Origin of the sequence: Aeromonas sp. s9 (assembly GCF_040907765.1) — a bacterium.
Classification (GTDB): domain Bacteria; phylum Pseudomonadota; class Gammaproteobacteria; order Enterobacterales; family Aeromonadaceae; genus Aeromonas; species Aeromonas caviae.
Genome location: NZ_JBFOCK010000040.1, coordinates 11,651 through 28,274, shown reverse-complemented (window position 1 = coordinate 28,274; position 16,624 = coordinate 11,651). Strand labels below are relative to the sequence as shown.

Annotated in this window: 11 protein-coding genes and 1 pseudogene; 5 read left to right on the top strand and 7 right to left on the bottom strand. The window is 64.5% G+C overall.

Going from position 1 to position 16,624, the window contains the following annotated elements:
• Positions 1–14 precede the first annotated feature (14 nt).
• Positions 15–1,052, bottom strand: a complete 1,038-nt coding sequence (locus AB5Y54_RS08185) for an IS630-like element ISAeme16 family transposase (protein ID WP_041206064.1) — start codon at positions 1,050–1,052, stop codon at positions 15–17.
• Between the two features lie 112 nt (positions 1,053–1,164).
• On the opposite strand from AB5Y54_RS08185, the pseudogene AB5Y54_RS08180 reads away from it, so the two are divergent.
• The 3 genes and pseudogenes from AB5Y54_RS08180 to pepE all read left to right on the top strand — a co-directional run.
• Positions 1,165–2,679: pseudogene (locus AB5Y54_RS08180) on the top strand (PhnD/SsuA/transferrin family substrate-binding protein); the annotation flags it as partial.
• A gap of 1 nt (position 2,680) precedes the next feature.
• Complete coding sequence (locus AB5Y54_RS08175) at positions 2,681–3,292, top strand: response regulator transcription factor (RefSeq protein WP_201984496.1); 612 nt, start codon at positions 2,681–2,683, stop codon at positions 3,290–3,292.
• 120 nt (positions 3,293–3,412) lie between these two features.
• Positions 3,413–4,141 carry a dipeptidase PepE gene (pepE, locus tag AB5Y54_RS08170; RefSeq protein ID WP_201984498.1) on the top strand — a complete coding sequence of 243 codons (729 nt, stop codon included), beginning with the start codon at positions 3,413–3,415 and terminating at the stop codon, positions 4,139–4,141.
• Positions 4,142–4,207: 66 nt separating this feature from the next.
• On the opposite strand, the gene AB5Y54_RS08165 is transcribed toward pepE, so the two are convergent.
• The 3 genes from AB5Y54_RS08165 to AB5Y54_RS08155 are packed head-to-tail and all read right to left on the bottom strand — an operon-like array spanning position 4,208 to position 7,281.
• Complete coding sequence (locus AB5Y54_RS08165) at positions 4,208–5,746, bottom strand: DHA2 family efflux MFS transporter permease subunit (RefSeq protein WP_103858720.1); 1,539 nt, start codon at positions 5,744–5,746, stop codon at positions 4,208–4,210.
• Between the two features lies 1 nt (position 5,747).
• Positions 5,748–6,815: an HlyD family secretion protein gene (locus AB5Y54_RS08160; RefSeq protein WP_201984500.1), complete on the bottom strand. Its 1,068-nt coding sequence runs from the start codon at positions 6,813–6,815 to the stop codon at positions 5,748–5,750.
• A gap of 37 nt (positions 6,816–6,852) precedes the next feature.
• On the bottom strand, positions 6,853–7,281 hold the full coding sequence (locus AB5Y54_RS08155) for a MarR family winged helix-turn-helix transcriptional regulator (protein WP_201984501.1): 429 nt from the start codon (positions 7,279–7,281) through the stop codon (positions 6,853–6,855).
• Positions 7,282–7,403: 122 nt separating this feature from the next.
• Between AB5Y54_RS08155 and fumC the strand changes: the two genes are divergently transcribed.
• A complete protein-coding gene (gene fumC, locus AB5Y54_RS08150; protein ID WP_041211206.1) occupies positions 7,404–8,795 on the top strand; it encodes a class II fumarate hydratase in 1,392 nt (463 codons plus the stop codon).
• A gap of 200 nt (positions 8,796–8,995) precedes the next feature.
• Here fumC and AB5Y54_RS08145 read toward each other — a convergent pair whose 3' ends face one another.
• Entirely contained in the window at positions 8,996–9,433 is a 438-nt protein-coding gene (locus tag AB5Y54_RS08145; protein ID WP_041211205.1) for a VOC family protein, read from the bottom strand.
• Between the two features lie 398 nt (positions 9,434–9,831).
• On the opposite strand from AB5Y54_RS08145, the gene putA reads away from it, so the two are divergent.
• Complete coding sequence (putA, locus tag AB5Y54_RS08140) at positions 9,832–13,779, top strand: trifunctional transcriptional regulator/proline dehydrogenase/L-glutamate gamma-semialdehyde dehydrogenase (protein ID WP_368153445.1); 3,948 nt, start codon at positions 9,832–9,834, stop codon at positions 13,777–13,779.
• A gap of 157 nt (positions 13,780–13,936) precedes the next feature.
• Here putA and alr read toward each other — a convergent pair whose 3' ends face one another.
• A complete protein-coding gene (gene alr / locus AB5Y54_RS08135) occupies positions 13,937–15,010 on the bottom strand; it encodes an alanine racemase (protein ID WP_368153444.1) in 1,074 nt (357 codons plus the stop codon).
• 134 nt (positions 15,011–15,144) lie between these two features.
• On the bottom strand, positions 15,145–16,539 hold the full coding sequence (gene dnaB, locus AB5Y54_RS08130) for a replicative DNA helicase (RefSeq protein ID WP_039040054.1): 1,395 nt from the start codon (positions 16,537–16,539) through the stop codon (positions 15,145–15,147).
• Positions 16,540–16,624: the final 85 nt, after the last annotated feature.

Below are 16,624 nucleotides of genomic sequence, written 5' to 3'. Positions count from 1 at the left end.
CTAAATAGCTGATCCTAATTTCGCTCCAGTTGCATAAGCCCATGTCCATTACCGGGGAACGGGGCGGCATGATCCAGGAAGTAGAACACGCGACGTAATAACTCACCCAATGTGCGGCATTGGTGGTTCCGGGTGATCGTTTCATGGAGGGCATGCCACAGCCGCTCAATCTGGTTCACCCATGGCGAATACACCGGCTGAAAAAGCACGATGAACTTCGGATTTTTTGCCAGCCATCGCTGTGCTTTTTTGCTCTTGTGGATGATGTAGTTATCCAGGATCAGCGTGATGCTCTTGGCGCGCCGATAAGTCCGCTTTAGTGTTTGGAGCAGTGACAAGAACAAGTCCGTGTCTTTGCTATCGCTCGCCACATAGGTCACGTTACCTGTTCCGGCATGCAGGGCGCCAGCGAGGTAATGTTTGCGATTCTGGCCCGGAGTTGCCACTTTCTTCTGCTTCCCTCGCATCATCCAGTCCGCCCCCAGCTTGGGATTTAGGTGGATATCCACCTCATCTTCATAGAACACGGGATGGTCCGCACTGCAGCGTCCCAAGGCCTCATTGATAGCGGCCATTTTCCGCTCTTTATGGGGATCGCGGATGTGCAAAGTGGGCGCGGCCCGGCGCCAGACAATCCCTAGCCTGGGCAGCCATCGCCGTATTGTTGAAGCATGCAATGTCAGGCGCCAACTCCGTTTGAGTTCAAGCGCCATCAGTTCGGTACTCCAACGCGAGCGCTGATATCCGAGCTCCTGTGGAGACAACTGGATCAACAGCTGTAATAGACCCGAGATGTGAGCAAATGGCAGCACCGGCTTGCGCCCCCGAGGCTCGCTTTCAAGCCCCTCCAGACCGTACAAGGTGTACCAGTTCACCCAGCGATTGATCGATGACCGGGCGGCGGCTGTGAGCCGAGAAACAGCCGAGACACTGTGCCCGTCAGCAAGGAGCAAGATGGCGTTGAGCCTCCGGCAGAGATCTTTATCTTTGGTCCGGTGCATCTTGTTGATGATCCGGCGTCGCTCATCATGGTCGGGGAGTGTTAGTATCATTTCGGGCTCGGCTCGTTTGTCGTTTGATTGGTTTGGCGATTAATCAGATCGCACAAACGACGCCGAGTTCCCTTCTTTCCCGGATAAGTGATCTACATTTCGGAACGGTTATTTAGAGGGGCAAGCGGTCGCAGCCGTTTCGGAGAACGCCTTCGGCGGCTACCTCGCCTATCGCTTCGAGGCGGGCGAACAGGGGGTCAGGCTGGAGCGCTTCTTCTCCACCGTGCAGTTCACCGGCTTTCCCCTGGACCGGCTCATCGAGCGGCTGGCGGCAGGGGAGGTGGCCGCCGCCATCGTGCCGGTGTGCCAGCTGGAGCGCATGGAGCGGGAGGGCAAGGTCGCCAGGGGGGCGTTTCGGGTGCTGGACGATCAGGCGCCGGCCGGCTTTGGTTGCCAGAGCTCGACCCGGCTCTACCCCAACTGGTCCTTCGCCAAGACAGAGCGGGCCTCCCCCGCGCTGGCGCTGGCAGTAACCCGCGCGCTGTACGATCTGCCCGCTGATAGCGAGGCGGCCATCGCCGCCGATTCGGCGGGCTGGACCGTGCCCACCAGCGAGCTTGCCATCGACCGCCTGCTCAAGGCGCTGGATCGCCACCCGCTGCAGGGCCCCTGGTGGCAAGCGGCCTGGCACTGGCTGCGCCAGCATCAGCAGTGGGGCTGGGGTGCTTTGGTGCTGGTACTGCTGCTGGGAGGCCACCACCTGCTGCTGCAATACCTGTTCAACCGCAGCCAGCGCCGGCTGCTCAAAGCCCGCCACCAGCTCGAGCAGAAGGGACGCCAGCTGGCACAGGCCAGACGGCTCGCCGAACTGGGCGAACTGGGCGCCAACGTGGCTCACGAGGTCAATCAGCCCCTCAGCGCCATCGCCAACTACAGCCAGGGAGCCTTGTTGCGACTGGACAAATTGGCACAGGATCCGACCCAGTCTGCCGCCCAGGCCTCCCTGCGTCAGGCCCTGGAGCAGATAGGGCTCCAGGTCCAGCGCATCACCCAGACCGTCAACCGGCTCAGAGCCAGGCTGCAAAAGCGCCCTCCCCGCTTCGCGCCTTGCGACCTGCCCACCCTGGTGGCGGAGTTGCGCCCCCTGCTGGAGCAGATGCTGGCGCCCCTCGACGTCGCCTTCACCCTGCACTGGCGAGGCCAGCCGCGCCGGCTCCCTCTGGACGGCACCGGGATGGAGCAGCTGCTGGTCAACCTCATCAAGAATGGCGCCGAGAGTGCAGCGAAGAGAGCGGCGCAGAGGACAGCTAAGAGTGCAGCGAAGAGTGCGCGCCCCGCTGTTCACTCCCCTGCTCACCCCACTACGCAAGCACCGGCACAGGAGCCTGCCCGGGTCGAGCTGCTGATCGCCTTCGAGGCCCAGAGCCTGCTGCTGGAGATCCGCGACAACGGCGCCGGCCTGAAGGTCCCCACGACCGAACTTCAGCAGGCGTTTTACAGCGACAAGCCGGACGGCATGGGGCTGGGGCTGGCCATCTGCCGGGAGGTGGTCGAGAGCCATCGCGGCCAGTTCAGCCTGGAGAACCTGAGCCCCCACGGCTGCCTGGCCCGGGTCACCCTGCCCGTGCCGCCACCCGAGGATCACACCTCAGCCACCCCCACCCACCATCCAACACCGAGTAACTGAGATGACGTTTCCCTCCCGCCCCCCGCTCTATCTGGTCGATGACGACGAGGCCGTGCTCGACTCCCTGCGCTACATGCTGGAGAGCTGCGACGAGCGACAGCTGTTCAGCTTTACCGATGGCGAGCGCTTCCTGGCCGAGGTCGATCTGCACCAGCCCGCCTGCCTCATCCTCGACTGCCGCATGCCGGGGCTCTCTGGCCCCGAGGTCCAGCAGCGGCTGAAGGCGGCCCAGAGCCCCATCGCCATCCTGTTTCTCACCGGCCACGGCGAGGTCCCACTGGCGGTGGAATCCCTCAAGCTGGGGGCGGTGGATTTCTTGCAAAAACCGGTGCAGCTGGCCCCCCTGCTCGCCGCCATCGAGCGGGCCGAGCAGGCGACGCAGGCGGCGGCCACCCGCCTCGCCCATCTGTCCGCCTTTGAGCGCCTCACCCCGCGCGAACGCCAGTTGTTGCAGCTCATCGCCCGGGGCCACAAGAACCAGCAGATAGCGCAGGATCTCTGCATTTCGGTTCGCACCGTCGAGGTGTGCCGCGCCAGCCTGATGAAACGCCTGGCGGTGAACTCCCTCGCCGAGATGCTGTTGCGCTACGCGCAGGTGAACGAACACCCCTGAGTGGCCTGCAACCGTACAAAACGGGCCGAGATCACACATTTGGCGCTTCGATGGCGGTAGAGTGCCCTCTTCTCTTCACCAGGATCGCCCGGGTCCTGCGCCTTGTTTCGAGGACACATCATGGAACTGCTTCTGCTCAGCAACGGTAAAACCACAGAACACCCCGGCCTGCTCGGCTGGGCCCGCGACCGGGTGCAAACCCTGCTCGCTCGCAACCAGGTCAAGCGCATCCTGCTCATCCCCTACGCGGTGATCCGCAGCGACTGGGATGCCCGCGCCCGGGAGCTCACCGAGAGTCTGGGGGTGGACGCCATCAGCATCCATCACTTCGACGATCCGGTGGATGCCATCAACCGGGCCGACGCCATCTTCATCAGCGGCGGCAATACCTGGCTCCTGAACCAGCGGCTGCACGAGTATGGTCTGGTGGTCCCAATCCAGGGTGCGGTGCGCGAGCGGGGCGTGCCCTATGTGGGCTGGAGCGCCGGCTGCAACGTGGCCACCCCCAGCATCCGCACCACCAACGACATGCCGGTGTGCAGCGCCGTCGTGCTGCCTGCGCTGGGGCTCTTCCCCGTGCAGATCAACCCCCACTATCTGGACGCCAGCATCAGCGGCCACATGGGGGAGACCCGGGACGAGCGTCTGGCCGAATTCTGCGCCATCAACCCGAGCGAATCCGTGGTGGCCCTGCGCGAGGCGAGCCTGTTGCAGATCGGCGGCGATCACATCGAGTACTGGAGTGCCCGGGGCGAGACCTTCAAGATCTTCAAGCACGGCGAGCCCGTCCGGGAATACGGGGACGCTGCGCCTCTGGCAGCGCTCACCCCCTTCACGCCGGCACGCTGATCCTGCCAAACGACAGAGGGATGGCCTGCGCCATCCCTCTTTCTTTGTTGCTCACCCCTTCGTGATTCACTCCAGAATGGCCATCTCCTCCCGAGAGCCGCTGCGCCCGGGAGCCCTCAGCAACACCACCAGCGGCACGGCGCACAGGCTGACCCACATCATCAGGCGAAAATCCTGCAGGTAGGCGAGCAGGCTGGCCTGCCGGGTCACCTCGCCGTTGATCATGGCCAGCCCCTTCGGCGTCATCAGCTCCGCCATGCCCCCGCCCTGATGCAGGTTGACATTGAACGGGGTGATGTAGGCGGCGAACGCCTCGTGGTTCATCTGGGATCGCTGTGCCAGATAGGTGATCACTACCGAGATGCCGATGCTGCTGCCGATGTTGCGCACCAGGCTGAACAGCGCCGTCCCCTCGTTGCGATAGCGCGGCGCCAGGGTCGCAAAGGTGATGGTGGAGAGTGGCACGAAGATGAAGCCGAGCCCCAGCCCCTGGATGATGCCGGTGCGCACTATGTCCCAGCTGCCGATGTCCGTGTTGAACAGGGTCATCTCCCACATGGAGAAGCTGGTGAGCAGCAGCCCTGACAGGATGAGGTAACGGGCGTCCACCCGGCCCGACAGCCTGCCCACCAGCATCATGGCAACCATGGTGCCCACCCCGCGCGGGGCGAGCAGGTAACCCACGTCGATCACCGGGTAACCCATCAGTCCCTGCATGAAGGGAGGCAGCAGCGTCATGGTCGCCAGCAAGATGATGCCGACGATGAAGATGAAGAGCAGACCGACGCTGAAGTTGCGATCCCGGAACAGGGCCGGTTCTATATAGGGGTGCGGGTGGGTGAAGATATGCACCACGAAGAGGTAGAACGCCATCACCATCAGGGCGGTCTCGATGACGATCTCCCGGCTGGCGAACCAGTTCTGGGACTCTCCCCTGTCCAGCGCCATCTGCAACGCCCCGATGCCGAGACTCAGCAGGGCGAACCCCAGCAGATCGAAGCGGCGGCTGGCATCGATCTTCGTCTCCTCGATGAAGGCGGCAAGCCCGAACCAGGCCAGCAGGCCGAACGGCAGATTGATGTAGAAGACCCAGCGCCAGTTGTAGTACTCGGTGAGCCAGCCCCCCAGCGAGGGCCCCAGAATGGGGCCCACCATGACCCCTATCCCCCAGAGCGCCATGGCGGAGCCGTGCTTCTCTGGCGGGTAGGTGTCCAGCAGCACCGCCTGTGAGAGGGGCACCAGACTGGCACCGAAGATCCCCTGAAGCAGGCGGAACAGCACTATCTGATCCAGGCTCTGGGCCGCGCCGCACAACATGGAGGCAACGGTAAAGCCCGCCACCGACCACATGAACAGCCTTTTGCGGCCAATTCTTGCCGAAATGAAACCGGTCAGCGGCATGAAGATGGCGGCCGCCACTATGTAGGAGGTGAGCACCCAGGAGATCTGATCCTGGGTCGCCCCCATGGCTCCCTGCATGTGGGGGAGGGCCACGTTGGCGATGGTGGTGTCCAGCGCCTGCATGATGGTTGCCACCATCACCGACAGGGTGATGAAGGTGCGACGGGAAGCCTGGTCGGCCTGCCCTGTGGCTGCGCTCGTCATATCAACCTCGACCTGACAGGCCAGGCAGGGTGCGCTGATGGCCGGTGTCTATCTCGGCGGTGGCACTCAGACCCGCCCTCAGGGTGGGCTGATCCGCTCCCGAATCCAGCTTGATCCGCACCGCCACCCGCTGGGCGATCTTGACCCAGTTGCCGGTGGCGTTCTGGGCCGGGATCACCGAAAACTCGGAGCCTGTGGCCGGGCTAAGGCTCTCCACCACACCGGTCCAGTGCGCATCGGGGTAGGTATCCACACTGATGTCCACCTTTTGACCGGGCTGCACATGGGTCAGCTCCGTCTCGGTGAAGTTCGCCTCCACCCAGGGGGTGTCGGTCTCCACCAGCATCATGGCGGTCATGCCCACCAGACTGTACTGGCCGGGCTTGGGCAGCTGGCTGGCGATGCCGTTGGCGGGGGCATAGATGGTGGTGCGAGCCAGATCCAGCCTGGCCTTGGCCAACTCGGCCGCGGCCTCCTGATAGGCGGGCTGCTGCTCCACCGGCAGGTTCACGTCCCCGCTGAGGGAGGCTTCAATCTTCTTGAGCCCCTCCTCCAGCGCCACCTGCTGCTGGGCGGTCTGTATGGTGAGCTGGCGGGCATCGTCGTAATTGGCGGTGGAGGTGAAGTGCCTGGTCACCAGATCCGCCTGGCGACGCTCCTCCTTCAGGGCATAAGCATGGCGGGTGCGGGCCACGGCGATCTCCGCCTGCTGGCCGCGATAACTGGTCTGCAGCGCCACCAGATCGGTGCGCACCTTCGCAAGTTCCGCCTCGGCCTTGGCCACGGCGACCCGGAAGGACTCCTGATCCAGCTCGAACAGCGGCTGGCCGGCCCAGACCTGCTGGTTTTCCTCGACGAACACCTTGGCCACCCGGCCCAGCACCTCGGTGCTGATGGGGACCTTGTCCGCCTTCACATAGGCGTTGTCCGTCTCCACATAGCGCCCGCCCTGCAGGTAGATAACGCCCGCGCCGATCAGGGCCAGTGCCGGCACCACCACCAGCAACAGCAGGCGGGTGCGGCGCCGGTTGGCGGCGGGACGGGAGGAAGAGGAGGAATCAGTGGTCATGATATGGCTCCACGTTGGTTGGCATCACAGGAAAGCATCAGAGGTGGCCGAGGTTGGCACGCAGGATCTTGAGGGAGCGGCACAGCGCCTCGGTCGCCTCCTCCCCCAGCTCGCCGATGGCCCTCTGATGCACCAGATCGGACGCCTGTTTGATCATCGCCAGATAGGGGGTGGCCCCTTCGGTCAGATGGAGCTGATAGGCACGCCTGTCATGGGGGTCGCTGCGCCGCTCCACCAGACCGTTGTCGGCCATCTGATCGAGCTGGCGCGCCAGCGTGATGGGCTGGATGTCCAGCCGCTCGGCGAGATCCACCTGGCGTATGCCCTCGCTGCGTGCAATGTGCACCAGAGCCCTGGCCTGGGCCAGGGTGAGGCAGCTTCCCTCCAGCTGCTGCTGGAACTGGCGGCGCATCAGGCGCTGGACGTCGCCGATGAGAAAGCCAAGGGTGTCCGGTTGTTTGTTCATGATATGCAAGCCATATAGTAAGTTTTACTTATTATATACAAAGCGTATCCATGTGCAAGCTGGCCCCGGCCGCCGTTTGGGTTCATGCTGGGTGCCACCACCTCAACGGCAGGAGACACGTCATGGATATCAGGATGGAGCGGGACAGCCTGGGGGAGATAGCCGTCCCGGCGGACAGGCTCTGGGGGGCCCAGACCCAGCGCTCTCTGCATCACTTCAACATCTCGGGGGAGCGCCAGCCCATGGAGATCATCCATGCCCTGGCCCGCATCAAGTCCGCCTGCGCCCGGGTCAACCACGCCCTGGGGCTGCTCCCCGCCCGCAAGGCCCAGGCCATCATGGCCGCTGCCGACGAAATCCTGCGCGGCCTGCACGACGCCGAGTTTCCCCTGATGGTGTGGCAGACCGGCTCCGGCACCCAGACCAACATGAACCTCAACGAGGTACTGGCAAACCGGGCCAGCGAACTGCTCGGCGGCCCCCGGGGGGAAGCGCGGCTGGTACATCCCAACGACGAGGTAAACAAGAGCCAGTCCAGCAACGATGTCTTCCCTAGCGCCATGAACCTGGCGGCAGTCACCGCCATCACGCAGCGGTTGCTGCCGGCCCTCGCTGCCCTGAAGCAGACCCTGGCAGGCAAGGCCGCCGCCTTCGACCACATCGTCAAGATTGGCCGCACCCATTTGCAGGATGCCACTCCCCTCACCCTGGGCCAGGAGATCTCCGGCTGGGTCGCCCAGCTTGAACAGGGGGAGCGCCATCTACGGGCCGCCCTGCCCCATCTGTGCGAGCTGGCGCTCGGCGGCACCGCCGTGGGCACCGGCCTCAACTGCCCTCCAGGCTTTGCCGAGGCGGTGGCCAGAACCCTGGCCGAGCAGACCGGCCTGCCGCTGGTGAGCGCCCCCAACAAGTTCGAGGCCCTGGCGGCGAGTGACGCCCAGGTTCACGCCCACGGCGCCCTCAAGACGCTGGCGGCCTCCCTCATGAAGATCGCCAACGACGTGCGCTGGCTGGCGAGCGGCCCCCGCAGCGGGCTGGGGGAGCTGCTCATCCCCGAGAACGAGCCTGGATCCTCCATCATGCCCGGCAAGGTCAACCCGACCCAGAGCGAGGCCCTCACCATGCTCTGCGCCCAGGTGATGGGCAACGATGTGGCCATCAACATCGGCGGTGCCAGCGGCAACTTCGAGCTCAACGTGTTCAGGCCGATGATCGCCTACAACGTCCTGCAGAGCGTGCGGCTGCTGGCGGACGGCATGCAGAGCTTCCACGACCACTGCGCCGTCGGCATCACCCCGAACCAGGCCAGGATCGACGATCTGCTCTCCCGCTCCCTGATGCTGGTGACGGCCCTCAACCCCCATATCGGCTATGACAAGGCGGCCGAGATCGCCAAGCGGGCGCACCATCAGGGGCTGAGTCTGCGGGAGGCGGCCATTGCCTCTGGCCACCTCAACGCGGAGCAATTCGATGCCTGGGTGATCCCCGCTGACATGGTGGGTCGCACGCCATAACGCAGTTCAGCTGAGCGATAATCCGAGCCCGGGTGATCCCCGCTGACATGGTGGGCCGCACGCCATAAGGCAGCGCAGCGCACGGCAATCCCATGCCCGGGGCATACCAGCGCAGGTGGCGGGGCGCAGCAAATAGGAACCGTGATGGGCAATAAAGATGAAAAGGGCGCCATGGCGCCCTTTTCATTGCAGATCTGCCGTCAGGTCTTGCTCTGGCAGTTGAACATCCAGTGGGTGCCGAATTTGTCCACCAGGGATCCGAAATAGTCACCCCAGAACATCTCCGCCAGCGGCATCTCCACCTTGCCTCCCTCGGCCAGGGCCGCGAACAGGCGATCGGTCTCGCCCCGGCTGTCCGGCTCCAGGTTGAGGTAACTGTTGTTGCCCTGCACCAGGGTGAACCCCATGCTGGCCGGAGCATCCGTGCCCATCAGCACGTGGCCCCCAAGGATGGGCAGGGCCACATGCATCACCAGCTCCCCGTCCTCCTCCGACAAAGGGGGCTGGCCCGGGCAACCCGGGGACTCCTTGAACCTGTGGATGGGGCCGCTGAAGTCACCGCCGAACACTTCGCGATAGAAGAGGAAGGCAGCCTCCGTCTCCCGGGCAAAATTGAGATAGGTACTGACACGCGCCATGGGTTTCTCCTTGTCACCGATAGCTGGCCCCTGTGGCCAGCTAACAGCATAGAAGAGCACGGGGCTCTGTCAGGTGGCGATCCGGTCCCCCTCCCCGCATGGGGAGCCGTGATCACCGCCCCACCTCGGTCTAACCCCCAAAAGTGCAACCACATTTGCAAGGGGTTGCACCTCACATCAGCATTCATAAGATGCATTGCCAACCCATTAATAATGCTGTGAAAAGCGGACAAGCGGCGGGTTTGAAAGGAGTCTGATGGAGACCGGATTCATGGAGGAATTCAACAATGTAACCAATACATTAAAATTTCTTGCTTGAAGGTTGCACCTGGTTGCACCATCATCGGCGAAATTTAACCGTCCGGTAATATTGTTACCTTCTAGACACAGGAAGTCCCATGGCCACTACCACCCTCGGCGTCAAACTCGATGAAGCGACCCGCGACCGCCTCAAACAGGCTGCGCAGACCCTGGATCGCACTCCCCACTGGCTGATCAAGCAAGCCATCTTCACCTATCTGGAGCAACTGGATCGCGGTCTGACCCCGCCCGAGCACTCCGGGCTGGCTGCCGCCGCCGGGGAAGAGGCCGTAGAGACCCTGACCGAGCAGGGCATCCAGGTCTTCCTCGAGTTTGCCGAGAGCATTCTGCCCCAGTCCGTGCTGCGGGCCGCCATCACGGGGGCTTATCGTCGCCCCGAGACCGAAGCCGTCCCCATGCTGCTGGAGCAGGCCCGTCTGCCCAAGGAGAAGGCTGACGCGACCCAGAAGCTGGCCATGGGCATCGCCGAGAAGCTGCGCAACCAGAAGAGCGCCAGCGGCCGTCAGGGCCTGGTCCAGGGACTGCTTCAGGAGTTCTCACTCTCCTCCCAGGAAGGGGTGGCCCTGATGTGCCTGGCGGAGGCGCTCCTGCGCATCCCCGACAAGGCGACCCGGGATGCCCTCATCCGCGACAAGATAAGCGGCGGCAACTGGAGCCAGCACCTGGGTCAGAGCACCTCATTGTTCGTCAACGCGGCCTCCTGGGGTCTGCTCATCACCGGCAAGCTGGTGGCCACCCACAACGAGGCGGGCATGAACAGCTCCCTCAAGGGACTCATCGGCAAGGGGGGTGAGCCGCTCATCCGCAAGGGCGTCGACATGGCGATGCGCCTGATGGGTGAACAGTTCGTCACCGGCGAGACCATCGCCGAGGCGCTGGCGAACGCAGGCGGCATGGAGAGCAAGGGGTTCCGCTACTCCTACGACATGCTGGGGGAAGCGGCCCTGACCGAGGAGGACGCCAAACGCTATCTGGCCTCCTACGAGCAGGCCATCCACGCCATCGGCAAGGCCTCCCACGGTCGCGGCATCTACGAGGGGCCGGGTATCTCCATCAAGCTCTCCGCCCTGCATCCGCGCTACAGCCGCGCCCAGTACGATCGCGTCATGGAGGAGCTCTATCCCACCTTGCTGGGCCTGACCCAGCTCGCCAGGCAGTATGACATCGGCATCAACATCGACGCCGAGGAGGCCGATCGGCTGGAGATCTCCCTCGATCTGCTGGAGAAGCTCTGCTTCGATCCATCCCTCGCCGACTGGAACGGCATCGGCTTCGTCATCCAGGCCTACCAGAAGCGCTGCCCCTATGTGATCGACTACGTCATCGATCTCGCCAAGCGCAGCCGTCACCGCCTGATGATCCGTCTGGTGAAGGGCGCCTACTGGGACAGCGAGATCAAGCGCGCCCAGCAGGAAGGGCTGGAAGGCTACCCGGTCTACACCCGCAAGCCCTACACGGATGTCTCCTACCTCGCCTGCGCCCGCAAGCTGCTGGCGGTGCCCGAGGCCATCTATCCCCAGTTCGCCACCCACAACGCCCACTCCCTGTCTGCCATCTATCAGCTGGCGGGTCAGAACTACTACCCGGGCCAGTATGAGTTCCAGTGTCTGCACGGCATGGGTGAACCGCTCTACGAACAGGTGGTCGGCAAGGTGGCCGACGGCAAGCTGGGTCGCCCCTGCCGCATCTATGCCCCGGTAGGCAGCCACGAGACCCTGCTCGCCTACCTGGTGCGCCGCCTGCTGGAGAACGGGGCCAACACCTCCTTCGTCAACCGCATCGCGGACAACAACATCTCCCTCTCGGATCTGGTGCAGGATCCGGTGCAGCAGATCGAGCAGATGGCCGCCCGTGAAGGGGCCCTGGGTCTGCCCCATCCGCGCATCCCCCTGCCCCGGGATCTCTACGGCGAGGCGCGCCCGAACTCCGCAGGTCTGGATCTCGCGAACGAGCACCGCCTGGGGTCACTCTCCGCCGCCCTGCTCGCCAGCACCAACACCGCCTATCAGGCCGTGCCCATGCTGGGTTGCGATACCGAGGCGCCGACCCAGTTCCAGCCCGTGCTCAACCCGGCGGATCACCGCGATGTCGTCGGTCAGGTGAGCGAAGCCACGGTAGCGCTGGTGGACAAGGCTCTCGCCTGCTCCCTCACGAGCGGCCAGATCTGGCAGTCCACCCCGCCAGCCGAGCGGGCCGCCGTGCTGGACAGGGCCGCCGACCTGATGGAATCCGAACTGCAACCCCTGATGGGCCTGCTGGTTCGCGAATCCGGCAAGACCTTCGCCAACGCCATCGCCGAGGTGCGCGAAGCGGTGGACTTCCTGCGCTACTACGCCGCCCAGGCGCGCAACCACTTCGCCAACGACACCCACAGACCGCTCGGCCCCGTGGTCTGCATCAGCCCCTGGAACTTCCCGCTGGCCATCTTCAGCGGCCAGGTGTGCGCGGCCCTGGCCGCCGGCAATACGGTGCTGGCCAAGCCTGCCGAGCAGACCCCCCTCATCGCGGCACAAGCGGTGCGCATCCTGCTGGAAGCGGGGGTTCCCGCCGGTGCGGTGCAACTGCTGCCGGGCCGTGGTGAGACCGTGGGTGCGGCGCTCATCGCGGACGAACGGGTGCGCGGCGTCATGTTCACCGGCTCCACCGAGGTGGCGGGCATCATCTCCCGCAACCTGGCCGGTCGCCTCGACGCCCAGGGTCGCACCATTCCCCTCATCGCCGAGACCGGCGGCCAGAACGCCATGATCGTCGACTCCTCCGCCTTGACCGAACAGGTGGTGATGGATGTCATCTCCTCGGCGTTCGACAGCGCCGGTCAGCGCTGCTCCGCCCTGCGAGTGCTGTGCGTGCAGGATGACGTGGCGGATCGGGTGATCCGGATGCTCAAGGGCGCCATGGCCGAGTACAAGGTCGGCAGCCCCGAGCACCTCTCCACCGACATCGGCCCCGTCATCGACGCCGAGGCCAAGGCCAACATCGAGCGCCACATCAAGGCCATGGGCGACAAGGGGCGCAAGGTGCACCAGATCGCCCGCACCCAGGGGGATGCCTGCAGCCGCGGCACCTTCGTGCTGCCGACCCTGATCGAGCTCGACAGCCTGGACGAACTGGGGCGCGAAGTGTTCGGCCCTGTGCTGCACCTGGTCCGCTACCCGCGCACCCGGCTCGGGGAGTTGCTCGAGCAGATCAACGCCAGCGGCTACGGCCTGACCCTGGGTGTTCATACCCGTATCGACGAGACCATCGCCCAGGTGGTGAACGTGGCCAAGGTGGGCAACCTCTACGTCAACCGCAACATCGTGGGCGCCGTGGTCGGGGTGCAACCCTTCGGCGGGGAAGGGCTTTCCGGCACTGGTCCCAAGGCCGGTGGCCCGCTCTACATGTATCGCCTGCTCGGCGCCCGCCCCCAGGAGGCGGTGGCCAACCAGCTGCACCAGGAGTCCGGTGCCCTGCATGCCGAGGCGAAAGCCCCCCTCGTGGCCCTGCGCGGCTGGGCGAGCAAGCAGGATCCGGCCCTCGCCGCCCTGTGCGATCACTACGCCGCGCTCTCCCAGAGCGGCCGTACCCAGCTGCTGACCGGCCCCACCGGCGAGCGCAATAGCTACAGCCTGCTGCCACGGGAACGGGTGCTCTGTCTTGCCCAGGAGAAGGCCGACCTGCTGGCCCAGCTGGCCGCCTGTCTGGCGGTCGGCAGCCAGGTGCTGCTGCCGGACGATGCCCAGACACGCTCCCTGCTCTCTTCCCTGCCGACCGAGGTGCGGGATCCCATCGCGCTGGTGGCGGACTGGGCCACGGGAGAGACGGACTTCGATGCCCTGCTGCACCACGGCGACTCGGATCAGTTGCGGGAGGTGAGCAAGCTCGCCGCCGCGCGCCAGGCAGCCCGTAACGGCGCCATCATCGGCGTGCACGGCCTGCATCGCGGCGAGACCGACATCCCGCTGGAGCGCCTGCTCATCGAGCACGCCCTCTCGGTCAACACCGCCGCCGCCGGTGGCAACGCCAGCCTGATGACCATAGGCTAAGCGCCACATAGTGACGGAGACTCAAGCCCCGCAGATGCGGGGCTTGTTCTTTCGTCTCTGGGACACGCCCATGAAAAAGGCCGCCCTTGTCGGGGCGGCCTTTTTGTTCTCCCTTCCCCCCTTGCGGGAGAAGGGTCGGGGATGAGGGGCGACTCGCCTACACATACTCCATAAACACCCGGGAAGTGAGCTTGGTGATGAGCTCATAGGGAATGGTGCCGATCTGGTCGGCCACCCGCTCCACCGGCAGCCCTTCCCCCCAGAGCACCGCCTCGTCACCGGCCTTGTCGGTGGCGCCGGGGCCGAGATCCACTGTCGTCATGTCCATGGAGACGCGACCCACCAGAGGCACGATGCGGCCGTTGACCAGCACAGGTGTGCCGTTGGGGGCCATGCGCGGATAGCCGTCGCCGTAACCGATGGCAATGACCCCGAGCCGGGTATCGCGATCCGACACCCAGTTGGCGCCATAACCCGCCGGCTCGCCCGCCTTGTGATCCCGCACCGCGATCAGTTGTGTCTTGAGGGTCATCACCGGCTGCAGGTCGTAATCCGCCGCCACCGTATTAGGGAAGGGGGAGACGCCGTAGAGGATGACGCCGGGGCGGATCCAATCGCAGTGGGAATCCGGCCAGGCCAGGATGCCCGCCGAGTTGGCCATGGCCCGCTCGCCCTTGAGCGGCGCGGTCAGCTGGCTGAACAGGTCGATCTGCTCGCGGGTGGTGGGCTGCTCCAGCTCATCGGAGCGGCTGAAGTGGGTCATGACGTTGAACGGCTGCACCACGTTCTTGCACTTGCCGAGGCGCTCGATAAAAGCGGGCATCTCCTCGGCCCGTACCCCGAGGCGGTGCATGCCGGTGTCGAGCTTGAGCCAGGCCACCACGGGGGCAGGCAGCTCCGCCTGCTCCAACGCTTCGAGCTGCTCCCAGGTGTGCACCGCGGTCTGCAGGTTGTTGGCCGCCAGCACCGGCAGGTCGGCGGCGCTGAAGAAGCCCTCCAGCAGCACGATGGGCTTGACCACGGCGCAGGAGCGCAGCATCAGCGCCTCTTCGATGCGGGCCACCGCGTAGGCGTCCGCATCCACCAGGGTGCGGGCGACCGGCAGCAGGCCGTGGCCATAGGCGTTGGCCTTGACCACGGCAATGATCTTGCATTGAGGGGCGTGGCGTTTCACCACGGCGAGGTTGTGGCGCAGGGCCGCTGTGTTGATCTGGGCGATAGCCGCTTTCATCTGTTTTCCCTTACGAGGGCATGATAATCAGGCACCGGGTGGTGTCAGCCCTCAAATCTCATCGTCTAAGGCCGGACCGGCAGAATTGTCGAACCGGGAAAACTGTTTATGGATGCCGGGAGCAGGCTCCCGACTTAGTAGTCATCGTCAAACGCCGGGCCCGCGTAGTTGTCAAAACGCGAGAACTGACCCTGGAAGGTGAGCCGCACTCGTCCTATGGGGCCGTTACGCTGCTTGCCGATGATGATCTCGGCGATCCCCTTGTCGGGGCTGTCGTCGTGATAGACCTCGTCGCGGTAGATGAACATGATCAAGTCCGCATCCTGCTCGATAGAGCCGGATTCCCGCAGATCCGAGTTGACCGGGCGCTTGTCGGCCCGCTGTTCCAGGCTCCGGTTGAGCTGGGAGAGCGCCACCACGGGGCACTGCAACTCTTTCGCCAGCGCCTTGAGGGAGCGGGAGATTTCACCGATTTCCAGAGTACGGTTGTCAGACAGCGCCGGCACCCGCATCAGTTGCAGGTAGTCCACCATGATCATGCTGATGCCGCCGTTGTCCCGCGCCACCCGACGGGCACGGGAGCGCACTTCGGTCGGGGTGAGGCCGGAGGAGTCGTCGATGTACATCTTCCCCTTCTCCAGCAGCAGCCCCATGGTGGAAGAGAGCCGCGCCCAATCCTCGTCGTCGAGCTGGCCGGTCCGCACCTTGGTCTGGTCGATGCGGCCCACCGAGGCGAGCATACGCATGATGATCTGCTCGGAGGGCATCTCGAGGGAGAAGATCAGCACCGGCTTGTCGGCGGTGAGGGCCGCGTGCTCGCACAGGTTCATGGCAAAGGTGGTCTTGCCCATGGAGGGACGGGCGGCGACGATGACCAGATCCGAACGCTGCAGGCCGGCGGTCATCTTGTCCAGATCGTTGTAGCCGGACGACACGCCGGTCACCCCGTTGTGGGGGGTCTTGAACAGCTCTTCAATCTTGTCGACGGTCTGCTCGAGGATGAGCTTCAGGGGCTGGGGGCCCTCGTTGGCGCTGGTGCGCTGCTCGGCGATCTGGAACACCTTGCTCTCGGCAAGATCCAGCAGATCGTTGGAGGTACGGCCCTGGGGCTCGTAGCCCGCTTCGACTATCTCGTTGGCGACCGAGATCATCTCCCGCACCACCGCCCGCTCACGCACGATCTCGGCGTAGGCACTGATGTTGGCGGCACTCGGGGTGTTCTTGGCGATCTCCACCAGATAGGCGAAGCCACCGGCCTCTTCCAGTTGCTCGGAGCGCTCGAGCTCCTCCTGCAGAGTGATGAGGTCGATGGGGTTGCCCGCGTTGGAGAGGCGGGTCATGGCCTGGAAGATCAGGCGGTGCGGGCGGCTGTAGAAATCCTTGTCGATCACCCGTTCGGCGACCCGATCCCAGGCCTCGTTGTCCAGCATCAGGCCGCCCAGTACGGACTGTTCGGCCTCAAAAGAGTGGGGAGGTACTTTCAGCTGTTGTGTCTTGGCGTCTTTTTTCGCCGTCACTTGCTCTGCCATACACATAAAAACCGCAGCGGGAAGGGGACGGGAATTTTACAAAAGAAACCCCGCCATCGCGAGTGCTAATACGTCCCGTCATCGC